Origin of the sequence: Bifidobacterium sp. 2450 (assembly GCF_041900695.1) — a bacterium.
Classification (GTDB): Bacteria; Actinomycetota; Actinomycetes; order Actinomycetales; family Bifidobacteriaceae; genus Bifidobacterium; species Bifidobacterium longum.
Map to the genome: position 1 here is coordinate 133,415 of NZ_JBHEEA010000005.1, position 25,770 is coordinate 159,184.

Consider the following 25,770-nt stretch of genomic DNA (forward strand, 5'->3'; position numbering starts at 1 on the left):
CAGGTTACTTACCTTCCCTTGACTTGCGCATTGCGTCGGAGATCAGGTCGAGCGCAACGAGGAGCACCACACCGAAGAGCAGAGCCAGCAGCGACATGGCGGTGGAGATTTGAGAATTGGACTGGCCGAGCTGGTAGAGCGCGACCTGCAGGTTCATACGGCCGAGCAGCGAGGCGACGGTGTATTCGCCCAGCACCACGGCGATGGAGATAAAGGATGCCGAGAGAATCGACTGCCATAGGTTCGGGATGATCACCTTGAAGAACACCTTGGGCCAGGAGGCACCGAGCGAGCGGGATGCCTCGACCAGCGTCTTGACGTCGATGGAGTTAAGCCCCACGGCGATCGCGCGGAAAGCGAACGGCATCACGAGAATCACGTAGGCAAAGCACAGCCAGATTGGGTTGGTGCTCAGCACGTCGGCCGAAAGCCAGCGGTAGATCGGGCCCAAACCCACCACCAGCACGATGGCCGGGATGGTCAGCGGCAGCGTGGCCACCCATTCGATCGCGCGTTCCAAAGCCTTGGAGCGAATATGCACGATGACCACAGTGGGCACCAGCAGCAGCACCAGCATGATCACCACGGTGACCGCGCTTAGGGCCAGCGAGGTGCCGATGCCCTGCCACAGCACGGTCAGGTCGGCACCCAGCGACTCGCCGTTGCCGGTGAAAATCGCGATCCACGGCGCGGCCGACCAGCGGCCGGACAGCGGGTGACGCAGGGTGAAGATGAGCATGGCCAGCAGCGGCACGAACAGGAACGCCAGGGTGACGAACAGGATCACGAATTTGATGATGCTCTGTTTACGCGCACGAGCGGCGCGCAGCTGCGGCGGCTTGGTTGCGGAAGTTTCGGTCATTGCCAACGTCCGGCCCTCTTTTCCACGGCGTGGCTCAACAGCATGACGATGGCCACGACGATGATCATTGCGAATGCCAGCACCTGGGCAAAGCCCTGCTGGTTGGGGTCCAGTTCGTTGCGCATGGCACCTTGGATCATAAGCGGTACCAGAATCGAACGCTGGGAGAACAGGGCCGCGGCGGTCGCGTATGCGGAGAACGCGGAGGCGAACAGCAGCAGGAATGCGGAGATGAAGCGGGGTGCCAGAATCGGGCAGGCCACGCGCGTCCAGTACTGGAACGTGTTGCCACCGAGGGATTCGCATGCCTCGCGCCACTGTGGACGGATCGAATCGACCGCGGGCAGGAAGATGATGATCATCAGCGGAATCTGGAAGTAGCAGTAGATGGTCACCAAGCCCGGCAACGAGCTGGGCCAGTTCGGGTTCACGGTGTAGCCGGTCAGTGTCTTGATAAGCATGGTGCCGATACCGTTGATGCCGATGGTGGCGATGAACGCGAACGCGAGCATCACGCCGCCGAACTGAGCAAGCACGGAGGAGATGGCGGAGACCATACGACGCAGCAGGCCGTTCGGCTTGGCGCCAATGACCAGTGCGTAGGAAGCGAGCGCACCCACCACTGCGCCGATCAGAGAGGATGCTAAAGACACCAGAATCGAGGTGCCGAATGCGGCGATGGTGTTGGCCTCGAACATCTTATTGAAGTTCGCGAGCGTGAAGTTGCCACTGCGATCCTGGAATGCACCGACAATCACGATGACGGTGGGTGCGAGCAGGAAGCAGGCGGTGTAGGCGAAGAACGGGAGCGTGGTGGCGAGCGTGCCCAGCTCCTGGCGGTGCTTGGCCATCGCCGAGGAGAGAGGAGAAGCGGGAGTAGCGGACGGACCCGCAGCCTTGGCGGCAGCAGGTCCGTTCGATGCAATGGGTGCGATTGCGGCGGTCATCGGTCTGTGCCTCAGTTGCCGATCGTCTTGTCCCAGTTGTTCTGGAGCCACTCGGTGATGCGGGTGGAGTCGTCGTTGGTGTAGGAGACCGGCTCGCCTTCGATGGTGATGGCGTCCTTCAGAGTGGCCTGGTCGATGGTGCCGCCTTCCTTCATGGAATCGAGCAGCACCGGGTTGGCGCCGCCCTTGAACCACAGGTTCTGGGCGTCGGCGGTGTACAGGTACTCCTCCCACAGGCGGGCGGCGGCCGGGTGCGGCGCGTCCTTGTTGATGGCCTGGTTGTAGTAGCTGACGACCTGGGCCTTCGGGAAGGTCTTGTACCTCCAGTTCACGCCCTTGTCCTTGAGCTCCTTCTTGTAGGAGGCCTGGTTGTAGGTCCAGTCGAAGACCACGCCGGTCTGGCCGGAGTCGATGGTGCCGTTGGTCACGTCGACGGTGGTCAGGTTGCCGGCCTCCTTGAGCTTCTTGAAGAAGTCAAGGCCGGGCTGCAGGTTGTTGATGTCGCCACCGGCGAGCTGGTTGGCCATCAGGTAGCCGTTGAAGGCGGCGCCAGCCTCGGCGGGCTTGCCGTTGAGGGCCACGGTGCCAGCGAACTTCGGGTTGAGCTCGGTGACCTTGATCTCCGGGTACTTCTTCTTGAAGCCCTCGATGACCTCGCCGTAGTTGGACCAGTCGTGCGGAAGGGCGATGACGTTCAGCGCGCCCTCTTCCTTGGCGGCCTTCTCGAGGTCTTCCATGGTGCCGAAGTCGGCGAGGGAGGTGGCTTTGGCGGACTTTTCGTTCACGGTGACGGCCTTGCCGGTGCTTTCGCCGGTGCCATCGGAGGAGGCGTTGCTCGAGCCGCAGGCGGCCATCGAGAACGCGAGCACGGCGGCGAGGGAGCCGGCCGCGATCTTACGCAGGTTGTTCATAATGTTCCTTTTCTCAACATCATCCAGACGACAGTCTGGGGAGTCGGGCTTGGTATGCGCGGCATTCGCGCGGCCCGTGAATCCGAGAAAAGAAACTATGCGCCTAATCTGTCCTGACACTGGCGCGCAAGTGAATTGCGTTCGCCATTTGCCGTACGCCTGTTGAACTTAGGAAAACTTGGCATGAATTACTGACAGGTATGGGTGATGTGTCAATAGCGGAACCGGCCTGCGGCCGATTCCGCACTACACTTACCTCAGCACGCCCTCAATCAATCGCGTGATGAGTTCGGTGTAGCTCACTCCGGTGGCATCCCAAGCCTTGGGGTACATGGAAATCGGCGTGAAGCCGGGCATGGTGTTGATTTCGTTGACCATCACCGCGCCATCAGGCGTCACGAAGGTGTCCACACGGCTCAAGCCGGCACCATCCACGGCCTTGAACGCGCGACGGGCCACGTCACGCACGTCCCCGAGCACGCTGACCGGCAGATTGGCCGGCACTTCCACGTGGCTGGCGGAGGCATCCATGTACTTGGAGTCGAAATCGTAGAACTGGTCGTCGTTCTGATGATCGAGCACGATTTCGCCGGGCCAGCTGGCCTCGGGCTCGTCACCGGCCTTCGGGCACAGCACGGCACATTCGATTTCGCGACCATCAATCCCCTGTTCGACGAGCACCTTCCAGTCGTGCTCGCCGGCGGTGGCGATGGCGGCGGCCAGACGATCCTGCTGGGTCTCGCGGTCATCGGCTTTCTCGACTTTGGTCACACCGAAGCTGGAACCTGCGCGCGAAGGCTTGACAAACAGCGGATAGGCAAGACCGGCATCCTCGATCTTGGCAAGCACATCGGCGGCGGTGAAGTTGCGCGCATCGACCGTCACACCGGGCGCGGTGGGAATGCCGGCGGCACCCAGCACCACCTTGGTGTAATGCTTATCCATGCAGGCGGCGGAAGCAAACACTCCGCACCCCACGTACGGCACACCCATCATTTCCAGCAGGCCTTGAACCGTGCCGTCCTCGCCATAGGGGCCGTGCAGCACCGGCAGTACCGCGTCCACATGGCCAAGGGAGGTCAGCACATGGTGCATTTCCGGGTCGGACATGCTGACGAAGCTGGTGCCGAAGCCGGAATCGGCGGAATTGATGTGGCTGGGCTCGCCGACGAAGAAACCGTCCTGTCCGCGAGAGGGGTCAAGCATCACCGGGCGCGATTCCGGGGTGATCTGTACGGTCGGCAGCTCGCCGCCGTCCAAGTTCCAGCCACGAGGATCTTCGCCGTTGATGATCCACTTGCCGTCCTTGGTGATGCCGACCGGAATCGGCTCGAACCGTTCAGTGTCCATGGCCCCCAGCACACCGGCAGTGGAGACGCAGGAAATCGAATGCTCGTCTGCACGCCCACCATAGAGCACCACAACACGCTTCTTGGCCATAACCATCCTTTTGTTGAAACTACAACCGTTTTCAAGCCTATGCTTTGCACCGCCAACCGGACCGAACCGCGCTCGAACCGCCGCGCACAAGAGACGCACACCAGTCTACTCGCGCACGCCAACGACGTATACGCCACGCGACTTTGCACGTACAACGTATACGCCACGTATACGTCGCTTCTCTCGTTATTCGCCGGTAACCTCGTGCCCGAACAGTCCGGCAAGCATCTCCGAGCAGGAAATGCCTTCGTTCAGCACGCGGCTCATCTGATACGCCAACGGGGTCGGCACACCAAGCTGATCGCCAAGAGCCACCACCGCATCCGTGGTGGGCACGCCTTCGGCCACACCGTTGCTGACCTTGGTGGCCTCTTCGACCGTCAATCCCTTGCCGAGATTCGCGCCGAACGTATAGTTACGAGACAGCGAAGAGCCACAGGTGGCGATGAGATCGCCCACACCGGCCAAGCCGAAGAAGGTCTTGGGATCGGCGCCAGCGGCTACGCCCAGCGCGGTCAGTTCGGCCAGTCCACGAGTTTCGATCATGGCTGCGGTGTTCTCACCGTAGCCGGCACCACGGGCCATGCCCACGGCCAGCGCGGTCACGTTCTTCAGACTGCCGCACATTTCCAGGCCGATGACGTCGGTGGTCACGAACGGCTTGAAATAGGAGGTGGTACATGCCTCGGCCACCTTCGTGGCATTATCGAGGTTCGTGCAAGCCACCACGGTGGCGGCAGGATGACGATCGGCGATTTCCTTGGACAGGTTCGGTCCGGAAATGGCGGCGAACCGGTCGGCCGGCAAGTCAAGGGATTCGCGGACGACTTCGTCCATACGCTTGTTGGTGCCACGCTCGATGCCCTTCATCAGGCTGACGACGATGGCGTGATCGGGAATCAGTCCCTTGAATTCGACGAGGGCCACGCGTGCGAACTGCGCGGCGATGGCCACGACTACGATGTCCGCGTTCTTGACGGCTTCGGCGCGATCCCCAGTGGCGGTCATGCTGTCCGGCAACTTTTCGACGGACGGCAGGCGCACGGCGTTGTGGTGGTGATCGCGAATGCCCTCGACGATCTGCTGCTCCTTGGCCCACATGGTCACCGTGTTGTCGGCGTCCGCCAGCACTTGGCCGAAAGCAGTACCCCATGCTCCTGCACCGAGAACCGTTATATTTTTACCCATATCAAATTCCTACCTTCGCTTGTCGCGCAACTTCATCGGCACAATCTTGTGCCATGCTACTCGCCTAGGCTCCCCGTACGGGAACCGGTGCGGCTACTTCTCAGCCGGGAACGGGCCGCCGGCTTCCGGCCAAGGCTCACGACTCATGCTGCGGTAGTCCCAGTAGCCTTCAGCGGGGAACTGCTCGCCACGAATTTCCTCCAGTACTGTGTTCATGCGTTTGAGCACGCGCCACATCAGCTCGTTCACGGCCTCGGCAGGCGGCTCTTCACCCCATGAGTCCATGTCGGCAAGCAGATCGGAGTAATCGAGCGCATGGTCATAGCACATCACCACGTTTTTGCGCGGCCATGGCCACCAGTGGTTGATGGAGGCGGCACCCCACGTCACCGCCGGGTACAGCGGCACCTGATGCCCCAGTCTGCGCGAGGATTCAAGGGCGATATATCCCACGCCCTCCTTAATGCTCATCACCCACTTTTTCGGGTCGCGGGTCACGGTGCCTTCCGGCCAGACCGTCAGCGGGCGGCCGGACGTCAGAATATCAATCGAGGTCTCTTCGATCTGCTTGGCCTTGCCCGAATGACGCTGCACCGGCTGCATGCCGACCAACTGGAACCACTTGCCGATCAATGGCCACTTCGCCATCTCGGCCTTGGCCATGTAACGGGGGCGGCGGCCCATGTGGAACAGGCTCATCATCGGCACGAACACATCAAACATGGTGATATGACTGGCGGCGGTGATGAACGGTCCGGTTTCCGGCACCTGTTCCAAGCCCCAGGCCTTGGTCTTGCAGCTGGCGCGGAACACAATGGACACCCCTCCCAGCAGTCGTTTGGTGGCCTTGGGATTCTGGGCGTTGATTTCCGGCTGATTGGGCGTGCGAGGGCCGGTCGGGTAATACTGTGTCGAGTCCACAAGCGTGTGGCGGGTGGCCAGACGCTTGACCTGCTCATCACTCAGCGGGCTCACGGCCGAACGCGGCGACGGTTTTCCTTTGGATGCCATGGTCTCTATTGTGGCACGGACCACCGCCCAACGATTCCAGCGCGACATTCCCGGGAATGCGTCGCACAATACGCGGCGGCCCGTCTGCACACACCATGCGCGCAGACGGGCCGCCGGGGAAACGTTCGAATCACTCCACCGCGATGGCGTCAATCTCCACGAGCGCGCCCTTGGGAATCATGTTGTTGCCAAAGGCCACGCGGGCGGGCTTGACGGAGCCGATGAACGCCTCAGCGTAACGTGCGTCCACTTCCTTGAAGTCCTCGACGTTCTTCAGGTAGATGGTGGCACGGCACACATACTCAATGCCGGTACCGGCAGTGTCGAGAATGTGCTTAATATTCTTCAGCGCCTGTGCAGCCTGCTCTCCAGCGGTCTCGCCCGCCAGTTCGCCGGTGGCCGGATCAATGCCCAGCTGGCCGGATACGAACACGAAACCATTGGCCTTCACCGCCTGGCTGTATGCGCCCAGCGCGGCCGGCGCCTCGGAAGTGGTTACGGCTTCCATCTTTTCGCTCATATTGTGCTCCTTCTCATCTTGGGGGCGCCCACCTGCTGCGGCCGGCGCCGGTACACATTACCACCGGCTACGACCAATCGCACGATCAGCAACGATTGGCAATGCCGATTACGTAGCAGTCTACTGAGCGAAGTCGCGTTTAGCGCGCATGATGCCCGGCATACGGCCATCAACAGACTATTCCTTGCTATTCCAGACGATTCCAGACGATTCGGCTATCTTTCTCGCCAAACCGGGCGGTTTTTCCACGACCCAAGCGAGCCAGCATCACCAGCCTTGCACGCGCCGAATATGCAAAAGGCTTCCGGCGGTTAGCCGAAAGCCATGCTGGTGGGCTTGATGGGGATCGAACCCACGACCTTCTGTTCCGGAGACAGACGCTCTATCCACTGAGCTACAAACCCGAGCAACTTCTTTACTGTACACCACATCACGTTGCATGCGGCACATACGTCGCCAAAATAACGAGAAAATCGCCATTATCGGCTCTACAATGGGGTTATGTCGGAACCTACAGATGACTTCGAATACGAACGCCGCTTCTTCTGCCGCGAGCTGCCGGCGGAATACGACGACGGCGACGCCCCGACCCTCATCATTCAGAGCTACTACGTGCATGCCGACAATTACGCCTTGCGCGTGCGGCTGGTCTCGCACAAGGTTCACGTCGACATGACGCCCGACATAAATCCGGTGGCCGTGCTGGACGAATACCGCGACCGGTTCTCGGAAGCATATGTCACCGTCAAAGGTCCGTCCGTGGGCGGCACGCGCTACGAAGTCGAGCGCGAAATCGATACGCGTATCGCGGCCGAACTCATCAAGCGCGGCGGCTCGGTAATCATCAAGAACCGGTATTCCGTGTGGATTGCGGAAGACGGCTGGAGCGTGGATGTGTTCGGCGGGCCGAATGCGCCGCTCATCGTAGCCGAGGCCGAACGATCCGGGCCGGTTACCAATCTGACGATTCCGAAATTCTGCATCACCGAAATCACCGATCAGGCGCGATTCAATAACGATGGTCTCGCCAACCGTCCGTTCTGTAAGTGGGCGGATGATTTCGAGGAGGAGCTGGCGCTGGAGGGGCCAAGGTTCCAGCAGTATTTCGGGAAGAATCGGATGGTTTAGGGAAAAAGCAATCGAGTACGCTCGTGAGTTCCCCTCAGTCATCTACGATGACAGCTCCTCTCAAAGAGGGGAGCCAAAACCACTTAGTACATGAGGGTGGCTAGGCGACGGCGGGCGCGGGTCAGACGCGGGTCGGTGGGTTCGGGGATGGCGAAGTATTCGAGCAGACGCTTGCGAACCTGCTCGATATCGGCCTTGTGCCCGGCGGCCAAAAAGTCCAGCAAACGGTCGAAAGCGTCTTGAATCTGGCCACCAATCATGTCGATATCAGCCACGGCCAACTGCGCTTCCACATCGTCCGGTGCTGCGGCGGCAGCGGCACGTACGTCACGTACATCAGCGGCCCCGGAGCGGGCCAGCAACAGCGCCTTCGCACGTTCACGGGCGGCCAGTGCATCGGACGGGTCGGATTCGAGCACGCGCTCGTATTCGGCGGCGGCACCGGCGTAATCGCCCTCCTCGGCCAAACGATGGGCTTCGGCATGCTCCGGCGGCACCTGCTCAGCACCCGCGACGGCACCGGTGGCACCAGCGCTCTTGGCGGCATCGGAATCAGGATCACCCGAGTACGGCGCGGTACCGTTCACACCAGACTGCGCGGCGGCCTGAATGATCTTCGGAACCACCTCGTCGGTAAGTTGCTTGAGCTCGTCGTCACCCGGAAGGCCCTGCAACAGCGGCATCGGACGGCCGGCAATCAACGCGAACAGTGCGGGCACGCCCTGCACCTGCAGCGCTTGGGCGATCGAGGGATTGGACGAGATATCGATACGGGAGAGCTGAATCTGGCCGTTCAGGGCATTCACCGCGTCGCCCAGTGCACGGGCCATCGGGAACAGGCGGTCATCGGTCGGCACCCACAAGAGCAGCAGGATCGGGAAGGTCGCAGAAGTCTGCACCATTGCCTGGAAGGTGTTTTCGGTGGTGTCGATCACGTACCCACCAGCGGCAGGCGCGCCGCCCGCTTGTCCGGGCTCGGCCTTGACCTGATGCTTCAGCGCCTCCAAATCGACGGCGCCCGCCAATGAGACCCCCGGATTGAACTGCTGCTCTGCCATAATGCCTCCCGATTCCACGCGATTCGCGTACAACAACAATCACATTTGCTGACATTGATTGTAATGCCGATTCCCACCACGTAGGGATTTTTCCACTACGCGGTGAAATTCCCACCACGTAGGGATTCTTCCACTACGCGGTGAAATTCCCACCACGTAGCAAAACGCCCACCACGATGTGACCCCAAACGGCACCATTATGCGAAAGGTAAAATTTTATCGACATCGTGGTGGACGAATCACATCGTGGTGGGGCGTTAACCGCGCGGTGGGTGGCGGCAACAATTACAGCGCTTCGACCTTTACCGGCTGACGGTCGGCGCCCACTGCGGTGATTTGCTCACCGGAACTTGCCAACGGAATGTACAAGGCCACCACGTTCACATACGTGACCTTCATGGTGCTGGTGTACTTGTCGCTATTGAACAGCGCCTTCTCGTCGTCGGAAGCCGGCTGCGATTCGCGGCCATCCCCTGCCTTGCGAGTCCATTCGCCGTTAATACGGCCAACCACCAGATCACCGGCACCGTCTGCAGCACGCATCACCCACATCTGTTCAGGCACAGCGGTGAATTTTTGCTCTTGCGTACCGTTGTTGCGTTGCATACCTTCCTGCACCTTGACCGTGGTATTGGCCAGTTCCTGGCGCAGCAAATCGTCTGCGAACTTGGAAGCGTATTGGCTCTTGGAGCCGTTCTGCAGCACATCGGCGTATTGGGTCAAGGCATCGGCTGGAGTGGCCACCAGCTTCTCATCCTTTGCGGTGCCCATCTGCGAGCCAATAGTCGGAATCTCGAACTTTGGCAGCTTGGCGCCCTCAAACAGTCGAGCCATAGCCATCAGCTTGTAATTCTGCTGGGCGGATTCCTGATCGAAGACCAGCAAACGCTTGGACTGCTGATCTTCGGTGGTGGTCGTGATGGTGAACACCGAGCGAGGCCATCCGTCGTCCGTAGGAATCACCGTCTGGGCGATGTCCTTGGGAATGGTCGCATATTCGGACATACCGCCGCCACGCTGATTGATCGTGGTCTGGCTGATGCGAATGTCCAGCTGGGGCCCGCCCATAACGGTCGCATACCCATCGGGATTCTTGGCCTGATCGGCTTTATCGATCGTCTTGAGAATCTTCAGACGAATCTTCTTCTCCTGCGCCTCGGTCAAATCCGGCGCAACCTTGGTGGAGGTATCAGCAGCCGGCGTCGGCAGTTGGCCTTCACAGGCGGTCAACGGCACGACCAACGCCACGCAGGCGAGGGCGGACACACACAGTTTGTTCCATCGCTTGTTCATCAGCTTTCCTCCTGTCCGTCATCGGCCGAGTCGTCTCCGGTATTGACCTCTTGGGCCAAGCGGGAGAAGTAGGCCTGCAGTTCGTCAGGGGTGATTACCGAAGTCGATTCGTTATCGCCGGCGCTGAAGCCGGTCTCAGCGCCGCTTTCGGCACCGGTCTGCTGGTCGGCGACCAGGTTACGCGAACTTGGGTCGATGATAACCGGTGTTTCGGTGGCTTCAGATTGCGAGAACGCACGGCCCGAACGCCGATGTGTGGCGTGGCGGCGACGATTACGTCGACTTGCACCATCCGGCTTCCCGGACACTGCGATGCTGGCGGGTGCCTCTTCCTCAATTACGGCGCTTGCCGTGCCTTCCACCATGCGCTTGCGGCGCTTATGCGGCGGCATGGCGAACACGGAGGCGCACAGTACGGCCAGCACGGCCAGCAATCCGCCGGACAGATAGAACGGCATCGCAAAGTCCGGCACTTCGGAGCGCACCCAGTGCAGCTGCACCTTGGCGTTGGTGGCGTTTTCGCCCAAATCCATAATGGCTACCGTCGAGGCGCCGGCCTTCTTGCTCTTCAGCGAAACGGACCCAGTGCCGCATTTCACGGCAGTCCACATATCGGAATCCTTGAACGACACCGCGTCATCGGCACTGGTAGGCGCTCCCTGACTCGTGCTGCTTCCCTTCTGGGTGCTCAGCTCGCTCCATGATGCCAATCCGGTGATGCGGGTATAGGACTTCTCGGACGCGACCCATCCGGCAACATCCTTGGACGAACCCAACGCCACGCACGCCTCGTCCTGAGAGGATCCCGAGTCCACGGTTATCGTGGCATTCTGATCCAACAAGGTCAGCACATTCGGATCAGTGACGGCATACCGGGAGCCGCTCATGGTTGCGGAAGCGGTGATTTCAGTGGAGGGCTTCCACATCGTGGCATTCATGTACCCCAACACCACAGCCGCCACGGCCAATAGGCCGAAGATAGGCGTCACCACTCCACGCATGATTTTGGCATGACGGGATGGACGCTTGGCGTCCTTATCCGGTCTTGTAGTCTGTTCTTCAGCACTCATAACTTAACCATTCTACAATCTTCACCTGTTTATTACCTAGGAGCGCAGAAAATCAAGGTTTACCAGTAGGGTGGTGTGTCATGCGTAAGTCTATTAAGTCTATGTTATCTCCCTTCGGCAAGGCCGTTGCTCTTGCCTGCTCGCTGGCGATGTGTGTGTCGCTGGCCGCCTGCTCCAGTTCGAGCTCGGACTCGAAATCCTCTTCTTCCGATTCCTCTTCATCTTCCGACTCTTCTGACAAGAAGGGCCAAATTGCCGGCGTGACCGCCAAGGGCAAGCTCGGCGAGAAGCCGACCATCTCCTTTAATACGCCGATGACCGTGTTCGACGGCTCTTATGTGGTGCTGCAGAAGGGCGATGGCGACGTGATCGAGGAGGGCGACCGCGTCTGCGCCCAAGGCATCGCGCTCAACGTTAAAGACGGAACCGAGCTCATGGACACCTGGACCAAGAACATGCCGGATTGCTCGCTGAAGGTGGATTCCAAGACCCTCTCCTCGACCTACTACAACCAGATCAAGGGTGCCAAGATCAACACCACGATTGGCTTTGGCGTCAACGCTCAGGATTCGTCCGGGTACTCTTACATCCTGGCGATGACGTTTGTGTCCAAATCCAAGGACTTGGAGAAGGCCACTGGCGAGGAAGTCAAGGATGTGCCGGCCAATCTGCCGAAGGTGACGCGCGCCAAGAATGGCAAGCCGTCCATCGACATGAACGGTCAGGGTTCGGTTGATTCGCTGATCTCGCAGACGCTGATCAAGGGTAACGGCGCCAAGCTGACCGACAAGAACACCGTGGTGGTCAAGTACACCGGTTGGCTTACGAATGGCAAGCAGTTCGATTCGTCCTGGGATCGCGATTCCACAATCGACGCCGATCTGTTCAGCGATTCCAGCGGCCAGCATCAGGTTATCGAGGGCTGGCAGAAGGGTCTGGTCGGCCAGACCGTCGGCTCTCAGGTTCTGCTGGTGATTCCGCCGGATCAGGCCTATGGAGATAAGGAGCAAGGTTCGATTCCCGCCAACTCCACGTTGGTCTTCGTAATCGATATTCTCGCCGCGTACTAAACAATCTCTCTGGCTCTCCCTAAGAGGGGAGCTGGCAGCGAAACTGACTGAGGGGAGGCCTCACGGGATATACCGTGATGGTCTCCCCTCAGTCTCTCTATATGCGTTCGAAAACTCCCCTTCAAGAGGGAAGCCAAGAACAATCAGAACAGCCTGAGACTGTCGTCCTCGGTGCCTTTCATATCGTCGTAATCGAGGATGAGGCAGGTGAAGCCGCGGTCTTTGGCCAAGACCTGGGCTTGCGGCGTGATGGTTTGTGCGGCGAAGATGCCGTGCACCGGGGCCAGCAGCGGATCTCGATTGAGCAGTTCGCAGTAGCGAGTCAGCTGCTCGACGCCATCAATGCCGCCGTGACGTTTGATTTCCACAGCCACATGCTCGCCCTCGGCATTCACGGCCATAATATCTACCGGACCAATAGCGGTAGGGTATTCGCGACGCACCAGCTTGGCTCCCTTGCCGATTCGCTCGATTTGCTCGGCCAGATAGCGCTGCAGATGGTCTTCCACGCCATCCTTGATGAGACCCGGATCTTCGCCCAGATCATAGGTTTGGTCGGAGTAGATGTGCTGCAGCGTCACTTCAAGAATGTCCGAACCCTTGTCGGCGCTGACACGTAGCACCTTTTCCGGCTCACCAGCGGCGACACTTTCCCGGGAATGTTGCGCGGATTTGGCGGCTGGGTCGATCTCACGAATCGTGCAGGGCGCGGTCATCCAGTTCAGCGGCTTGTAGGAGCCCAATTCGGAGAAAATCAACAGGCTGGAATCGGCCTTGATCAGCAATACGCGCTTGGCCAGGGGCAGTGAGGCGTTGAGGCGGCCCGAATACTCGGCCGAACAGTCGGCAACAATAACTCGCATAGGCCACCACTGTAGCGCAACACATGGCATACATAGCAAAAGGGGCTCTCTGGAAAACCAGAGAGCCCCTTAAGGAGTTGGTTCAGATCACTCGGCGATGCCGGAGTACTGGACGTCGTGGCCGCGCTCGACCGCCACGGTGAGTTTGTTCGAGTCGAAGGAAATGAATCCGTCGGTCACCTCGAACATGTGGCGATCGCCATCGGGCTCAACCACGGTGAGCGTACCCTGCTTGATCACCGTGAGCACAGGCTCATGGTCGGGCAGGATGCCCATGCCGCCCTCAGAGGCGGGAATGGTCACGCTCGTCGCCTCGCCGTGCCACACAGGGTGGTCAGCGGCGACGATGTTGACCTTCATCGTGGTTTTTTCCGCAGCCATCACGCACCCAGTTCCTTCTGCATGTTGTGCCACTTCTCTTCGAGGTCGTCGATGCCGCCGATGCCGGAGAACGCCTGCTCCGGGACGTCGTCGTACACGCCGTCGCAGATGCGGGTGAAGGCTTCGATGGTCTCGTCGGCCGGCACGTAGGAGCCGGGACGACCGGTGAACTTCTCAGCCACGTAGAAGTTCTGGCCGAGGAACTGCTCGATCTTACGAGCACGGTTCACAGTGGTCTTGTCCTCTTCGCCGAGCTCGTCGATACCGATCAGGGCGATGATGTCCTGCAGCTCCTTGTTACGCTGCAGAATCGCCTTGACGCGGTTGGCGCAGTCGTAGTGAGCCTGGCCCACGTAACGCGGATCGAGGATTCGCGAGGTGGAGCTCAGCGGGTCCACAGCCGGGTAGATACCCTTGGAGGCAATGTCACGAGACAGCTCGGTGGTTGCATCCAAGTGGGCGAAGGTCGTGGCCGGGGCCGGGTCGGTGTAATCATCGGCCGGCACGTAGATGGCCTGCAGCGAGGTGATCGAGTGACCACGGGTCGAGGTGATGCGCTCCTGGAGGGAACCCATCTCATCGGCCAGGTTCGGCTGGTAACCCACGGCGGAAGGCATACGACCCAGCAGGGTGGACACCTCGGAACCGGCCTGGGTGAAGCGGAAGATGTTGTCGATGAACAGCAGCACGTCCTGGTTCTGCACGTCACGGAAGTACTCTGCCATGGTCAGTGCGGTCAGCGGGACACGCAGACGGGTACCCGGCTGCTCATCCATCTGGCCGAAGACCAGTGCGGTCTTCTCAAGCACGCCGGCCTCGGCCATTTCGCCGATCAGATCGTTACCCTCACGGGTACGCTCGCCGACGCCCGCGAACACGGACACGCCACCGTGGTTCTGAGCCACGCGCTGAATCATTTCCTGAATCAGCACGGTCTTGCCCACACCTGCACCACCGAACAGACCGATCTTGCCGCCCTGCACGTACGGAGTCAGCAGGTCGATGACCTTGATGCCCGTTTCGAACATCTGGGTCTTGGACTCCAGCTGATCGAAGGCCGGCGGGTTGCGGTGGATAGGCCAACGCTCAGAGACGGTGATGGTCTCATCCGGCTTCTTGTTGAGGATGTTACCGGACACGTCGAAGACGTGGCCCTTGGTCACGTCGCCGACCGGCACGGAGATCGGGGCGCCGGTGTCGGAGACGGAGGCACCACGGACCAGGCCGTCAGTGGGCTTCAAAGCGACGCAACGGACCGTGGAATCACCGAGGTGCTGTTCGACCTCGAGGGTGATCTCGGTCTCCTTCGCCTCGCCTTCTTCCTTGGCGCCGGTGTTGACGATCGTTACTTTCAGGGCGTTGTAGATGTCGGGCAGATGACCCACCGGGAATTCAACGTCGATAACCGAGCCCTGGACGCGGGTGACGCGACCGTTGGTAGGCTCGGCCGCAGTGGTCTGGTTGTCAGCCATATGCGTTCCTACTCTTCCTTCTTGGTCAGCGCGTCAGCGCTGCCGATGATTTCGGTAAGTTCCTGGGTGATCGAGGCCTGGCGGGAAGCGTTGAGCTTGCGCGTAAGGTCGTCGATCAGGTTTCGTGCGTTGTCGGTTGCCGTGTGCATGGCGTTCTGGCGGCTTGCGGTTTCCGACGCGGCCGCGGTCAGCAGGCACTCGTGGATGCGGGACTGAATGTACTTCGGCAGAATCGCGTCCAGTACCTTTTCGAGGCTGGGCTCGAAAGTATACAGCGGAGCGACATCCGCAGTAGCCGGTGCCTCTTCATCAGGATCGGGCACCTTGGTCTCGTTTTTCACGATTTCGACCGGCAGCATGCGCAGCACGCGCACCTTCTGCACCACCATGTTGATGAACTCGGTGTAGACGATGTAGAGTTCGGAAACTCCACCCTTCTCAGCCGGCTTCATGTAGGCGTCCATCAAAGTGTTGGAGATCGTTTCAGCAATTTCCACGCCGGGCTGGTCGGTGTCGCCTTCCCACGTCACCGCGATGTCACGATTACGGTACTTGTAGTACGTCGAACCGCGACGCCCGTACACGAACAGCTCCGGCTGCTTGCCTGCCGCATCGAGGCGGGACAGCAGCGACTCCGTTTCACGGATAATCGAAGAGGTGTACGGGCCGGCCATACCACGATCCGAGGTGAGGGCGAGAACAGCCACGCGCGGGTTCTTCTCGTCCTTCACCGCGATCGGATGCGTGATATGGGTGTGGGCCACCAACGCTTGCACGGCATCGAAAATCGCATCGGTGTACGGCTTCGCGTTCAGGGCCACATCACGGGCCTTGGCGATATGCGAAGACGCGATCATCTCCTGAGCGTTGAAGATCTTCGCCAACGACTCGGTGGAGTGGATGCGTGATTTCAATGCGAGTTGCGAGCCCATGGCTTACTTTTCTCCCGCCACGATCTTTTCCTGATCAACCGGCGCGGCCTTGTCAACGTCCGGCTTCTTCTCGACCAGCGGCTTGCCGGCGGAAGAGACGAACGTCGAACGGAACTCGTCCACGGCCTTATCGAGGGCAGCCTCGGTGTCGGCGGTGAATTCCTCGGTCTCGCGAATGGTCTTGAGGATATCGGTGTTGTGGTCGATGTAGTCCAGCAGTCCCTGCTCGAACGGAAGGACGTCCTTTAGGTCGAGGTCGTCGAGCTTGCCATGGGTGCCGGTCCATACGGACACGACTTCCTGTTCCGGCGAGTACGGGTGGAACTGCGGCTGCTTCAACAGCTCGGTCAGGTGGGCACCACGGGTCAGCTGGGCCTTGGAAGCCGCATCCAGATCGGAGGCGAACATGGCGAAGGATTCCAGCGAACGGTACTGTGCCAGGGAGATCTTCAGCGTACCGGAGACCTTCTTCAGAGCCTTGGTCTGTGCGGCGCCACCGACTCGAGAGACGGAGATACCGACGTCCACGGCGGGGCGCTGGTTGGCGTTGAACAGATCGGACTGCAGGAAGATCTGGCCGTCAGTGATGGAGATCACGTTGGTCGGGATGTAGGCGGACACATCGTTCGCCTTGGTCTCGACGATCGGCAGACCCGTCATCGAACCGCCGCCCAGATCATCGGAGACCTTGGCGCAACGTTCGAGCAGGCGGGAGTGCAGGTAGAACACATCACCCGGGTAGGCTTCACGCCCCGGCGGGCGGCGCAGCAGCAGGGAAATCGAACGATAGGCCTCTGCCTGCTTGGACAAGTCATCGAAGACGATGAGCACATGCTTGCCGTTGTACATCCAGTGCTGGCCGATGGCCGAGCCGGTGTACGGGGCGATGTACTTGAAGCCAGCGGAATCGGCTGCCGGGGAGGCCACGATGGTGGTGTACTCCATGGCACCGGCGTCTTCCAGGCTCTGCTTCACCGAGGCGATGGTGGAGCCCTTCTGGCCGATGGCCACGTAGATGCAGCGGACCTGCTTCTTCGGGTCGCCGGATTCCCAGTTGGCCTTCTGGTTGATGATGGTATCGATCGCGATGGCGGTCTTACCGGTCTGGCGGTCGCCGATGATGAGCTGGCGCTGGCCGCGGCCGATCGGGGTCATCGCGTCGATGGCCTTGAGGCCGGTGGACAGCGGCTCGTCGACCGGGTGGCGGTGCATCACGTCGGGGGCCTGGGCTTCGAGGATACGACGACCCTCAATGCCCTGGATCTCGCCGAGGCCGTCGAGCGGCTTGCCCAGCGGGTCCACGACGCGGCCGAGATAGCCGTCGCCGACGGGCACGGAGAGCACTTCGCCGGTGCGTCGCACTTCCTGGCCTTCCTCAATTCCAGCGAAATCGCCGAGGATCACCACGCCGATCTCACGGGCGTCAAGGTTGAACGCCAGGCCGAGCGTGCCGTCTTCGAACGTCAGCAGCTCATTGGCCATGCAACCAGGCAATCCCGTCACGTGCGCAATGCCGTCACCGGCCGTGGCGACATAGCCCACTTCCTGGGTGGGGGTGTCGCTCGGCTTGTACGACGACACGAAGTCGTCGAGGGCCTTGCGAATCGAGGCGGGATCGATGGTCAGTTCTGCCATGATCACTCCTTCTATTGGTTATTGTTCAGTCAAGTCTTTGCTTGTGTGTGGTGTTGGACGGATGGACTCGGCCGGTCAGGCCGGAGTCGCCTCCGTCTGCACCTTGCGATGCAGGTTCTGCAGCTGCGCGACCACGGTGTTGTCCGTGACTTCGTCGCCCACCTGGATGCGCATGCCACCCAGCACGGTCGGGTCGACCACCGAGTTGATGTGCACCTGACGGCCCACCTTGGCGGAGTAGACCTCGACCAGTCGCTTGATCTGCTCCTTCTTCAGCGGGGTGGCGGTGGTCACGGTGACCATCGACTCGCCCATGTGGCGGGAGAACTTGTTGATCAGCCACTGGATGGTCTCCAAGTAGCGGCGGCGGCGCAGGTTGCAGGTGGCGTGTTCGGCGAGCCTCATGGTGACCTTGTTCAGGGTCTTGCCGGAAAACACCTCGCGGAACAGCCTCACGCGGGCCTCGCTGGTGGCCTGGTAGTCGTACAGCTTGGAGCGGACGACCGGCAGGTTCAGCAGTGCGGAATGCAGCTCGGACAGCTCGATGGATACCTGCAGCGTGGCGTCGGTGGCGTCCGCATAGTACATCATGGCGTCCACGCCGAAGTCCTCCACCGCGTTGGCGATGTCGCGCACACGGCTCCAACGGCGGGAGACCAAGTCGGTCATGATCTCCATGGTCATCGGATGCGCGTTGCCACCGAGCAGTTCCTTCAGGACGGCCACCTTGTCGGCGACCGGGCGGGACGGGTCGGTCAGTGCACGCTCCAGCTGAATGCTGCCATCGAACACCTTGGTGATCGTGAACAGTTCGTTGCCGATCCGCCACGCGTCCTCACGGGTGTCGCGCAGTTTCGGGGCCAGCGAATCACGCGACTCGCGGTCTGCAATACGTGATGCCTCTCCTCGCATGGTCACCTCCCTTTCTGGTTACGGATGGTCACGATCACTTCTTGGCGCCCAGGTTGTCGATCATCGAATCGATCATCGAGGACTGCACGTCGCTGTCTTCCAGCTTGGCACCGAGGATCTTGCCGGCCAAGGCGGTGGCAAGTGCGCCGACCTCGCCCTTGAGCGAGACGATGGCCTGCTGGTGCTGGGATTCAATCGAGCGCTGTGCGGATGCGGTGATCTGGGCCGCATCGGACTCGGCGCGGGAACGAGCGTCGGCGATGATGTGGGACGCTTCCGCACGGGCGTCGTCGCGAATCTTGGCGGCGTCCACACGGGCGGTGCTCAGCTGGGCCTCATACTTGGCCTTGGCCTCGTCGGCGTCCTTCTTAGCCTGCTCCGCCTTGGCGATGTTGCCCTGAATCTTGGCGGCACGCTCGTCGAAGATCGCATTGAACTTCGGCATGAAGAACTTGTAGAAGAACACCGCAACGATGACAAGAATGATCAGCGACCATACGATGTCATAAACCTCAGGAATGAACAGGTCAATCCCGCTTGCTGCTTGTGTCATCAAGCCCTCCTTTCAGTGATGGACATAATCGGTTTTCGTCTGTTTATCTGCGCAGATCAGAGAATCAGGGCGGCGACGAAGCCGATCAGTGCCAGCACCTCGATCAGAGCCAGGCCGATGAACATGATGGTCTGGATCTTGCCGGACATCTCAGGCTGACGAGCGGTGGATTCCATGGCCTTGCCGAAGAGGATGCCCAGACCAATGCCAGGGCCAATCGCACCGAGACCGTAACCGATGACGGACAGGTTGCCGGCGACCTCTGCGAGGGTGATGATATCCATTGTGTTTCCTTTCTAACGTACTTGGCGACGTTATAAATCTTGGGGTTTGGTCGGTCTGCGATTTTCCCAGACCGGGGACCGGAAGCGGCGGGTTAGTCGCCCGTCACTCTTCCGGGAAGCTCAGGTTGATGTACACGGTGGAAAGAATCGCGAAGACGTAGGCTTGCAGGAAGGCGACGAACGCCTCGAAGCAGGTCATGGCGAAACCACCGGCGAACCACAGCGCACCCACCGGGATGCCCTGCAGCTTGTTGGCCGCGTCAACCATCCAGAACTGTGCGAACGCCAAGCAGGTGGCGACCATAAGGTGGCCGGAAACCATGTTGGTGAACAGACGGATGATCAGGGAGGCCGGGCGGATGATCAACAGCTCAAGCAGGTTGATCGGAGCCAGCAGGAAATAGACCGGCCACGGCACACCGGGGGTGAACAGCTCGTGGCGCAGATAGTGGCCGAGGCCCTGCGAGCGGATGGCGGCGATCCAGTACTGGATCAGTGTCCAGACAGCGAACACGAGCGGCATGACCACCGTGGCGTTGGCCGCCATGTTCATACCGGGAATGATGCCGCACAGGTTGAAAATGAAGATCGTGAAGAACAGGGTGGTAATCATCAGCACGTAACGCTTGCCGCGGGCCTCACCCATCACTTCATACACGACCTTGTCGCGCACGAAGTCGAGACCATACTCGACTACGCCCTGCCAACGGCCGGGGATGAGCTTGGCGCGCTTTGCGGTCACGCCGAGCACCACCAACAGCACGATGGTTGCCACGATACGAATCAAAATAATGCGGTTGATGGCAAACGGAGTTCCCTGGAACAGAATCTCCGGGGGAAGGAAGTCATCAACCGAGGGCAGATGAGCGCCTGCCTCGTCAGCCAACAGCAATCCTGCGCTGAGCGAACCGACCATATCACGCCTCCTGCTTCTTCAATGTCAGGTGTCAGTTTAAACCCACCGGGTAGGCAAATGTGACGTGCTCGTTACTTTCGTCTTTTTCGTCTCCTCGGTGTGGAGTCTGCCGGGCGTGGACACGGAGTCTGCGCTGGGCATTCGGCTCTGAATGACTGAAGAGTGATTATTTGCCTGTGTCTAGACAATGTCAATACTACACCGGCGCGTCTTCTGGAATCGGCGGCGGCGCAAGGTTTTTCGTATGTTGCGCAAGCGTTGTACGCTATTAGTCACAATACGAGGATGTGCGGCATTTGCGCTACCTTCTGATCACTCCGTATCCGTCGTGGGCGAACGGCTCGAAATCATCCTGGCGCGGCCCGCCCGGCTCATGCCGAATCGAACGATCAGTACCGAGCTTCTTCTCAGCCCTGAGCTGCGGCACCTCGGTCAGGTCATACGGCGTGGTCTGGTACACCCAGTTGAGCCAGTTGCGCCACAGCAGATTGGCGTGGGCGCGCCAGGCGAACAACGGTTCCAGCTTCGGATCGTCATGCGGGAAGTAGTTCTTCGGGAAGGGCACGTTGGTCATGCCCTTGGCCACATCGCGCTCGTATTCTTCGGCGAGCGTGTACTTGCCGTACTCCCAATGGCCGAGCGCGAACACTTCGGAGAAGTCACGCGTGGCGATCAGGCCCGGGCCGGACTGCGGCCCCCAAGTCAAGATCTGAAGGTCATGGTTGGCACGTACCTCGTTTTCGTTCACGCCGGCGAGGCGGGAGTGCGGCTGCAGATCAATCTCGTCGAAGCCATTGGTCAGGAAGCAGTATTCGTCCTGCAGGTACTGCGGGAATACGCCGAAAATCTTCTCGGGGTAATCCACCTTGTGGATGCCGTAGCGGTAGTACAGTGCGCCCATCGCACCCCAGCACAGATACATGGTGGAGAACACATGGGTGGAGGCCCAGTCGAGAATCGTCTTGAACTCGTCCCAGTAGTTCACATCTTCGAACGGCATATGCTCTACAGGCGCGCCGGTGACCACAAAACCGTCGTAATAGTTGTCTTTGAACGCATCGAGGTTTTCGTAGAACTTGACGAGATGATCGGCGGAAACGTGCGTGGCCTCATGCGTGGAGGTCTTCATGAAGTCGATTTCGACCTGCAGCGGCGACTTGGAAATCAGACGCAGCAGCTGCGTTTCAGTCTCGATTTTCTTAGGCATCAAGTTCAGAATCACCAGTTTGAGCGGGCGGACGCGCTGACGCTCCGCCTCGGGCTTCTCCAGAGCGAAGATGCGCTCCGAATCGAGGATATCTCTGGCCGGCAGGCCACTGGGGATCTTGATAGGCATGTTCCTATTATGTCAATATTCGGGATAACGGTTCAGGGCATTCCCATAACGGCCATTTATGGCGCGTTATCACCCCGACTCCGGCTCCACCCCAAAACCCTCGCTGCGTGAGCCGATTCACGTTTTAAAACCGTGGGAAGATGACGCGACACGCCGATGTTGACTTTCTGAAATCTGCACCTATTGTAGATAGAGCTGTCTGAGAGACAAGCCGACGCGGGGTGGAGCAGCTCGGTAGCTCGCTGGGCTCATAACCCAGAGGTCCATGGTTCAAATCCATGCCCCGCTACCAACATGAAAAGGTCGGAACCCGATCGGGTTCCGACCTTTTTTGTTTTCTCAGCAATCAACGAGCCAAAAACTATGGGAACCATGGCCTAATTAGCTGGCAAGACCCGGCCCGCATTACTGCTACAACTGACGGCGTCGAACAATAATCAGCAATACGAGTCCTACTGCAAGGGCTGTTGCGGCCAGGACCGACGCAACCGCCACATCGCCACCCGTAATGGGCAATGAAGATTCGGGACTGGGCCCCGCAGTCTCTTCCGGTGTTTCTGGATCCTCGAGTTCATCCGGGGTCTCCGGCTCTTCCGGCTCACACGGCTCATCCGAATCCCCCGGTTCACATGGTTCCTCAGGTTCCTCCGGTTCACAAGGTTCCTCCGGCTCACACGGCTCGAGCACACGCACCCGTTCCCAAGCATCGTCGTATCGGCTGGATGCCGGCGAAACGCGACCATCCCCCGCAAATGTCCAAACAAACACATACCAGCCATGACGCTCCGCAGTGAGATACATAGGAGCGCCATGCGCATCCAACGATCCAGCGCCGATTCTGAACGTGCCGTCCACCGCGGGAACTTCCCACGTCACCAATAACTGATGGTTATCGTCTTCCTCGGGAACGTCGGCTCCGGACGGCTTATATGCATCATCATTGGAAGGATTGTCGGGATCGCCGGACCACCATACGCTCACCGTCGCATACGGCCGATCCGCCGCGAACTCATACTCTTCGTTGCCGGCATACTGGCCATGATCCGCAGGGAACCCCGATACGGTAATGGTGTCGCTGAGCTCGGCACCGATATCCGCCGAATGCTCGGTGACCGTCGACATGACTTCTAGCTTCCTGCGACTTGTATTGCTTTCCGTAGCCTCCATAAACGGACTTATCCAGTCGCCGATAAGGTATTCCTGCGCCTGTTTGCTCTGCTCGGACCGCCGGAACACCCATACCCATGTGCCAAAACCGCTATTCTGCTTGGTCCGGTAAGCGGCACCGTCATCCGGCTTGGTCATGGCCTGCACACGTGCCTGCTGCCCCACCCCGGTGAAAGAGGCCTTGCCATAGGCCACCGGCTCATAACCCAAAGTCGCCAATCGCGCAAGAAAAGCATCGGCACTCTCTTGTGCATTCGGCGTAATGACATTGCCCACATCGCCCGTATCAAGACCATCGAAATAGTATCCGCGGACCTGCAATTCCAAATCGGGCACCCAATAACTGTCCGCATCCGCCACGCCACTGGTCACGTCATCGAACACCGGAGAAGCCACATCAAGCACCTTCTCGGAGACCTTGGTGGATACCGCCGGAACAAAATCCTTACGCACCCGAAATGTCGTCGACGCGCCGCCAGTGGAAGCCATCGAGTCAAAGGCCAGCATGTCCTGAGTGCTGTCCATGACGTGCATCCGCCCATACTCGTATGTGGTGTTCGCCGTCACCTCGCCGGCGCCGGTCGCCTCCCACGCGATCGAGGACCCGGCGCTCGTCGACACCCCCGAGAACGTGTTGCCGCCTTGGACGAACCGCGCCGCCCCCTGCAAGGTGACGGTGAACGGCACTCCCGCGATCGCGTCACCGGCGCGGTTCACCACTTTCACCGAGATGGAACCGCTGCGCAAAGCCTCGGCATCGGTGCGTTCCACCGTCGTGCCCGCAGGCGTCTTGCCGGCCGATTGATCCCATATCCGGGCCGCCTTCGCCACGATCTCGGGGTACCGGCCTTGAATGACCGCCATCTGTCTCGCCCACTCGTCCCGATCGCGCCCGAAATGATCCTGCACGATGATGCCGATCGCCGCATGGGTGGTGGCATCCGTGTCGCGGTACCGGTCAAGGATCCATGCCATACGCCGGGCGTTCTCATCGGAGGCAAGCACCGTGGTGGGGCCTATCACATAGTCGCTCAGTTTCCCCGCTTCGATGCAGTAGTACTTGTTGCCCGAAGCGTCCAGCCCCGCGACACCGACGTAATATTCCGTATCGTTGTATGGAAACGCCACGTGATATCTTTCGTCGGCGGGCGTCAACGTCGCGGCATACGCCGTATTCGCCGAGCTGAACACCACTCCCACCATTATTATCAGACCGGTCAGCATCGCTACGATGGCCATGCCCCGTTGCCGCCATGTCGTTATCATCATTCGTCCTTTCCTGGTACGTTTCCCCGCATACTGCACTGTGTGCGGGTAGGCCACGATCATGGCAGATTTTCATTCGCTACAGCCGGTTTTTCGACCTATGTGGTCCGAGCTTGCCGTTTGCCGGCGAGTTGTGGATAACTCTTCCGCCGAGTTATCCACCTCATGCGGTTGACCGAACGTTTACCTGATAGTTATCCACAATGCGCAACATATGTTCAAAAGCCGGGTTATAGGCCAAAATGTGTGTCCGTTTTGGCTTGTGTTCCTTTGTGGCAGTGGGCGTTCCTCCTGTTCGAGTTGTATGGGCGGGGAACTCGAGGTCGGCCGGAATGTGTGTCCGGAATGGCCGGTCAGGCCTTGCGGCACAACGGTTGAGTGACTTTCGAGTTGGCGTGGCAGATTGGGTGGATGAACACACCTTGTTGCGCCGTGTGCGGCGAGCCGATGAAGCGGAACGGAAGGACGAGCTCGGGACGGATCAGGTGGCGGTGCCGGAACGCCGGCTGCGGGAGCTCACGCACCCAGTCGCGCGACAACAGCGCCCGTGATCTGCGGTGCGGTCCGGATTGGCTGTTCTCGAAACAATCGCAGGCCGAGCACCGGCTGCCGGCACGCGCGCTGCGCCGCCGGTGCGAGCTCATGTGGGGCCTGTGGCCGCCCGTGCCCCTGGCGGACGAGGTGCATCATGTGGTGCATGCGGACGGCATCCACCTGCACCGCGGCGCGGTGGTCCTGATCGCGGTGGTCGGCGGGCACGTGATCGGCTGGCACGTCGCCAAAAGCGAGAAAGCGGCGGCATGGCAGTGCCTGATGGCGCGCATCGCGCCGCCCGACGTGCTCGTGTGCGACGGCGGGGGCGGCGTCCTCAAGGCCGCGAAGGCCACGTGGCCGGATACGAGGATCCAGCGGTGCCTGTTCCCCGTGCAGGCCGACATCCTCGAGCTGACCGGCAGGCGGCCCAGGCTCGAGGCGGACGGACGGCTGCGCCGGGTGGCCCTGTCCCTGCCCCGCGTCGGGGACGCGGGCGGCGCGGCCGAATGGCCGGTCTCCTACAACCGGTGGGGGCAGAACTCCGCCTCGTTCCTCGACGAGGAGAGCGAATACGCCGACGGCAGCGTGAACGACATGCGCCAAAGGCTCGTCAAGGCGCGGCGCATGATCCGCAGGCGCATCCGCGAGGGCCGGCCGTTCACGTTCCTCGACGAGGGGCTCGCGTCCGTCGGCCCGGTGCCGTCCGCCAACAACCTCGTCGAATCATGGAACGCGCGCCTGCGCGACATGCCGCGCCGCCACCGCGGACTGCGGCTGGCCAGACGGCTGAAGGCGATCTGCCGGTGGTGCCATCAGCACACGGAACGGCCCGAGACCGACGCGTGGCTCGCGGCCAACGCGATGACCGACGAACGACTCGAGCGCCTCTACCGGCGGGCATGGAAGAGAAGCCCGCAAGGCCAGTACGAGACGTTCGGCATCCCCGCAAGATACGGCACCGGCATCGACCGGAACGAGTTCCACACCAGGGTCGAATGGCAGTCGAACGACTAGACCGCCG

General features: G+C 60.4%; 24 protein-coding genes and 2 tRNA genes. 4 read left to right on the forward strand and 22 right to left on the reverse strand.

Annotation, left to right across the window (positions count from 1 at the left end; translation table 11 throughout):
- Window positions 1-4: 4 nt before the first annotated feature.
- From ACEUKI_RS03925 to ACEUKI_RS03960, 8 genes are all read right to left on the reverse strand, one after another.
- The gene (locus ACEUKI_RS03925) at window positions 5-862 is read right to left on the reverse strand and encodes an ABC transporter permease subunit (RefSeq protein WP_374156525.1); all 858 of its coding nucleotides are present in this window, start codon (window positions 860-862) and stop codon (window positions 5-7) included.
- Window positions 859-1,809, reverse strand: a complete 951-nt coding sequence (locus ACEUKI_RS03930; protein WP_144169698.1) for an ABC transporter permease subunit — start codon at window positions 1,807-1,809, stop codon at window positions 859-861. The genes ACEUKI_RS03925 and ACEUKI_RS03930 overlap by 4 nt, the downstream gene beginning before the upstream one ends.
- 11 nt (window positions 1,810-1,820) lie before the next feature.
- Window positions 1,821-2,720, reverse strand: a complete 900-nt coding sequence (locus ACEUKI_RS03935) for an ABC transporter substrate-binding protein (protein WP_144169697.1) — start codon at window positions 2,718-2,720, stop codon at window positions 1,821-1,823.
- A 252-nt stretch (window positions 2,721-2,972) separates the two neighbouring features.
- Window positions 2,973-4,160 carry a D-alanine--D-alanine ligase family protein gene (locus ACEUKI_RS03940; protein ID WP_186289925.1) on the reverse strand — a complete coding sequence of 396 codons (1,188 nt, stop codon included), beginning with the start codon at window positions 4,158-4,160 and terminating at the stop codon, window positions 2,973-2,975.
- 186 nt (window positions 4,161-4,346) lie between these two features.
- Window positions 4,347-5,348: an NAD(P)H-dependent glycerol-3-phosphate dehydrogenase gene (locus ACEUKI_RS03945; RefSeq protein WP_374156526.1), complete on the reverse strand. Its 1,002-nt coding sequence runs from the start codon at window positions 5,346-5,348 to the stop codon at window positions 4,347-4,349.
- 93 nt (window positions 5,349-5,441) lie between these two features.
- Window positions 5,442-6,359, reverse strand: coding sequence for a 1-acyl-sn-glycerol-3-phosphate acyltransferase (locus ACEUKI_RS03950; protein ID WP_260847504.1), 918 nt, complete (start codon window positions 6,357-6,359; stop codon window positions 5,442-5,444).
- A gap of 130 nt (window positions 6,360-6,489) precedes the next feature.
- Complete coding sequence (locus ACEUKI_RS03955) at window positions 6,490-6,879, reverse strand: Rid family detoxifying hydrolase (RefSeq protein ID WP_144169693.1); 390 nt, start codon at window positions 6,877-6,879, stop codon at window positions 6,490-6,492.
- Between the two features lie 328 nt (window positions 6,880-7,207).
- Window positions 7,208-7,283 (reverse strand) — tRNA-Arg (locus tag ACEUKI_RS03960).
- A 97-nt stretch (window positions 7,284-7,380) separates the two neighbouring features.
- Here ACEUKI_RS03960 and ACEUKI_RS03965 point away from each other — a divergent pair.
- Window positions 7,381-8,007 carry a CYTH domain-containing protein gene (locus tag ACEUKI_RS03965; protein ID WP_080785447.1) on the forward strand — a complete coding sequence of 209 codons (627 nt, stop codon included), beginning with the start codon at window positions 7,381-7,383 and terminating at the stop codon, window positions 8,005-8,007.
- An 83-nt stretch (window positions 8,008-8,090) separates the two neighbouring features.
- Here ACEUKI_RS03965 and ACEUKI_RS03970 read toward each other — a convergent pair whose 3' ends face one another.
- The 3 genes from ACEUKI_RS03970 to ACEUKI_RS03980 form a co-directional block, all read right to left on the reverse strand.
- Window positions 8,091-9,065: a tetratricopeptide repeat protein gene (locus ACEUKI_RS03970; protein WP_179133505.1), complete on the reverse strand. Its 975-nt coding sequence runs from the start codon at window positions 9,063-9,065 to the stop codon at window positions 8,091-8,093.
- A 285-nt stretch (window positions 9,066-9,350) separates the two neighbouring features.
- Window positions 9,351-10,358, reverse strand: coding sequence for a hypothetical protein (locus ACEUKI_RS03975; protein WP_080785449.1), 1,008 nt, complete (start codon window positions 10,356-10,358; stop codon window positions 9,351-9,353).
- Window positions 10,358-11,428, reverse strand: a complete 1,071-nt coding sequence (locus ACEUKI_RS03980) for a hypothetical protein (RefSeq protein WP_179133506.1) — start codon at window positions 11,426-11,428, stop codon at window positions 10,358-10,360. The genes ACEUKI_RS03975 and ACEUKI_RS03980 overlap by 1 nt, the downstream gene beginning before the upstream one ends.
- An 80-nt stretch (window positions 11,429-11,508) precedes the next feature.
- Between ACEUKI_RS03980 and ACEUKI_RS03985 the strand changes: the two genes are divergently transcribed.
- A complete protein-coding gene (locus ACEUKI_RS03985) occupies window positions 11,509-12,498 on the forward strand; it encodes an FKBP-type peptidyl-prolyl cis-trans isomerase (RefSeq protein WP_080785450.1) in 990 nt (329 codons plus the stop codon).
- 143 nt (window positions 12,499-12,641) lie between these two features.
- Here the strand turns inward: ACEUKI_RS03985 and nucS are convergent, their stop codons facing one another.
- From nucS to metA, 10 genes are all read right to left on the reverse strand, one after another.
- A complete protein-coding gene (gene nucS, locus ACEUKI_RS03990) occupies window positions 12,642-13,361 on the reverse strand; it encodes an endonuclease NucS (RefSeq protein ID WP_058060672.1) in 720 nt (239 codons plus the stop codon).
- 87 nt (window positions 13,362-13,448) lie between these two features.
- Window positions 13,449-13,742 (reverse strand): F0F1 ATP synthase subunit epsilon, encoded by a 294-nt coding sequence (locus tag ACEUKI_RS03995; protein ID WP_012576745.1) that lies wholly within the window; start codon window positions 13,740-13,742, stop codon window positions 13,449-13,451.
- Window positions 13,742-15,214 carry a F0F1 ATP synthase subunit beta gene (gene atpD / locus ACEUKI_RS04000; RefSeq protein WP_013140165.1) on the reverse strand — a complete coding sequence of 491 codons (1,473 nt, stop codon included), beginning with the start codon at window positions 15,212-15,214 and terminating at the stop codon, window positions 13,742-13,744. Before atpD ends, ACEUKI_RS03995 begins: the two co-directional genes overlap by 1 nt.
- 8 nt (window positions 15,215-15,222) lie before the next feature.
- Window positions 15,223-16,146 carry a F0F1 ATP synthase subunit gamma gene (locus ACEUKI_RS04005; protein WP_080785452.1) on the reverse strand — a complete coding sequence of 308 codons (924 nt, stop codon included), beginning with the start codon at window positions 16,144-16,146 and terminating at the stop codon, window positions 15,223-15,225.
- A gap of 3 nt (window positions 16,147-16,149) precedes the next feature.
- On the reverse strand, window positions 16,150-17,781 hold the full coding sequence (gene atpA, locus ACEUKI_RS04010) for a F0F1 ATP synthase subunit alpha (RefSeq protein ID WP_007051480.1): 1,632 nt from the start codon (window positions 17,779-17,781) through the stop codon (window positions 16,150-16,152).
- A 75-nt stretch (window positions 17,782-17,856) separates the two neighbouring features.
- The gene (locus tag ACEUKI_RS04015) at window positions 17,857-18,693 is read right to left on the reverse strand and encodes a F0F1 ATP synthase subunit delta (RefSeq protein ID WP_080785453.1); all 837 of its coding nucleotides are present in this window, start codon (window positions 18,691-18,693) and stop codon (window positions 17,857-17,859) included.
- Window positions 18,694-18,727: 34 nt separating this feature from the next.
- On the reverse strand, window positions 18,728-19,246 hold the full coding sequence (locus ACEUKI_RS04020) for a F0F1 ATP synthase subunit B (protein ID WP_115769953.1): 519 nt from the start codon (window positions 19,244-19,246) through the stop codon (window positions 18,728-18,730).
- A 56-nt stretch (window positions 19,247-19,302) separates the two neighbouring features.
- On the reverse strand, window positions 19,303-19,530 hold the full coding sequence (atpE, locus tag ACEUKI_RS04025; protein ID WP_032683248.1) for an ATP synthase F0 subunit C: 228 nt from the start codon (window positions 19,528-19,530) through the stop codon (window positions 19,303-19,305).
- A gap of 103 nt (window positions 19,531-19,633) precedes the next feature.
- A complete protein-coding gene (gene atpB / locus ACEUKI_RS04030) occupies window positions 19,634-20,446 on the reverse strand; it encodes a F0F1 ATP synthase subunit A (RefSeq protein ID WP_115769954.1) in 813 nt (270 codons plus the stop codon).
- A gap of 301 nt (window positions 20,447-20,747) precedes the next feature.
- Window positions 20,748-21,782 (reverse strand): homoserine O-succinyltransferase, encoded by a 1,035-nt coding sequence (gene metA, locus ACEUKI_RS04035; RefSeq protein WP_080785456.1) that lies wholly within the window; start codon window positions 21,780-21,782, stop codon window positions 20,748-20,750.
- Window positions 21,783-21,997: 215 nt separating this feature from the next.
- Here metA and ACEUKI_RS04040 point away from each other — a divergent pair.
- Window positions 21,998-22,074 (forward strand) — tRNA-Met (locus tag ACEUKI_RS04040).
- Window positions 22,075-22,193: 119 nt separating this feature from the next.
- Here ACEUKI_RS04040 and ACEUKI_RS04045 read toward each other — a convergent pair.
- Window positions 22,194-24,215 (reverse strand): cell surface protein, encoded by a 2,022-nt coding sequence (locus tag ACEUKI_RS04045; protein WP_374156534.1) that lies wholly within the window; start codon window positions 24,213-24,215, stop codon window positions 22,194-22,196.
- Between the two features lie 411 nt (window positions 24,216-24,626).
- On the opposite strand from ACEUKI_RS04045, the gene ACEUKI_RS04050 reads away from it, so the two are divergent.
- A complete protein-coding gene (locus ACEUKI_RS04050; RefSeq protein WP_374156535.1) occupies window positions 24,627-25,763 on the forward strand; it encodes an IS1249 family transposase in 1,137 nt (378 codons plus the stop codon).
- Window positions 25,764-25,770 lie beyond the last annotated feature (7 nt).

Excerpts from the sequence above, each read along its gene's own strand:
- ACEUKI_RS03925 (WP_374156525.1), bottom strand. The coding sequence starts at position 862 with ATGACCGAAACTTCCGCAACCAAGCCGCCGCAGCTGCGCGCCGCTCGT.
- ACEUKI_RS03930 (WP_144169698.1), bottom strand. The coding sequence starts at position 1,809 with ATGACCGCCGCAATCGCACCCATTGCATCGAACGGACCTGCTGCCGCC.
- ACEUKI_RS03935 (WP_144169697.1), bottom strand. The coding sequence starts at position 2,720 with ATGAACAACCTGCGTAAGATCGCGGCCGGCTCCCTCGCCGCCGTGCTC.
- ACEUKI_RS03940 (WP_186289925.1), bottom strand. The coding sequence starts at position 4,160 with ATGGCCAAGAAGCGTGTTGTGGTGCTCTATGGTGGGCGTGCAGACGAG.
- ACEUKI_RS03945 (WP_374156526.1), bottom strand. The coding sequence starts at position 5,348 with ATGGGTAAAAATATAACGGTTCTCGGTGCAGGAGCATGGGGTACTGCT.
- ACEUKI_RS03950 (WP_260847504.1), bottom strand. The coding sequence starts at position 6,359 with ATGGCATCCAAAGGAAAACCGTCGCCGCGTTCGGCCGTGAGCCCGCTG.
- ACEUKI_RS03955 (WP_144169693.1), bottom strand. The coding sequence starts at position 6,879 with ATGAGCGAAAAGATGGAAGCCGTAACCACTTCCGAGGCGCCGGCCGCG.
- ACEUKI_RS03965 (WP_080785447.1), top strand. The coding sequence starts at position 7,381 with ATGTCGGAACCTACAGATGACTTCGAATACGAACGCCGCTTCTTCTGC.
- ACEUKI_RS03970 (WP_179133505.1), bottom strand. The coding sequence starts at position 9,065 with ATGGCAGAGCAGCAGTTCAATCCGGGGGTCTCATTGGCGGGCGCCGTC.
- ACEUKI_RS03975 (WP_080785449.1), bottom strand. The coding sequence starts at position 10,358 with ATGAACAAGCGATGGAACAAACTGTGTGTGTCCGCCCTCGCCTGCGTG.
- ACEUKI_RS03980 (WP_179133506.1), bottom strand. The coding sequence starts at position 11,428 with ATGAGTGCTGAAGAACAGACTACAAGACCGGATAAGGACGCCAAGCGT.
- ACEUKI_RS03985 (WP_080785450.1), top strand. The coding sequence starts at position 11,509 with ATGCGTAAGTCTATTAAGTCTATGTTATCTCCCTTCGGCAAGGCCGTT.
- nucS (WP_058060672.1), bottom strand. The coding sequence starts at position 13,361 with ATGCGAGTTATTGTTGCCGACTGTTCGGCCGAGTATTCGGGCCGCCTC.
- ACEUKI_RS03995 (WP_012576745.1), bottom strand. The coding sequence starts at position 13,742 with ATGGCTGCGGAAAAAACCACGATGAAGGTCAACATCGTCGCCGCTGAC.
- atpD (WP_013140165.1), bottom strand. The coding sequence starts at position 15,214 with ATGGCTGACAACCAGACCACTGCGGCCGAGCCTACCAACGGTCGCGTC.
- ACEUKI_RS04005 (WP_080785452.1), bottom strand. The coding sequence starts at position 16,146 with ATGGGCTCGCAACTCGCATTGAAATCACGCATCCACTCCACCGAGTCG.
- atpA (WP_007051480.1), bottom strand. The coding sequence starts at position 17,781 with ATGGCAGAACTGACCATCGATCCCGCCTCGATTCGCAAGGCCCTCGAC.
- ACEUKI_RS04015 (WP_080785453.1), bottom strand. The coding sequence starts at position 18,693 with ATGCGAGGAGAGGCATCACGTATTGCAGACCGCGAGTCGCGTGATTCG.
- ACEUKI_RS04020 (WP_115769953.1), bottom strand. The coding sequence starts at position 19,246 with ATGACACAAGCAGCAAGCGGGATTGACCTGTTCATTCCTGAGGTTTAT.
- atpE (WP_032683248.1), bottom strand. The coding sequence starts at position 19,530 with ATGGATATCATCACCCTCGCAGAGGTCGCCGGCAACCTGTCCGTCATC.
- atpB (WP_115769954.1), bottom strand. The coding sequence starts at position 20,446 with ATGGTCGGTTCGCTCAGCGCAGGATTGCTGTTGGCTGACGAGGCAGGC.
- metA (WP_080785456.1), bottom strand. The coding sequence starts at position 21,782 with ATGCCTATCAAGATCCCCAGTGGCCTGCCGGCCAGAGATATCCTCGAT.
- ACEUKI_RS04045 (WP_374156534.1), bottom strand. The coding sequence starts at position 24,215 with ATGATAACGACATGGCGGCAACGGGGCATGGCCATCGTAGCGATGCTG.
- ACEUKI_RS04050 (WP_374156535.1), top strand. The coding sequence starts at position 24,627 with ATGAACACACCTTGTTGCGCCGTGTGCGGCGAGCCGATGAAGCGGAAC.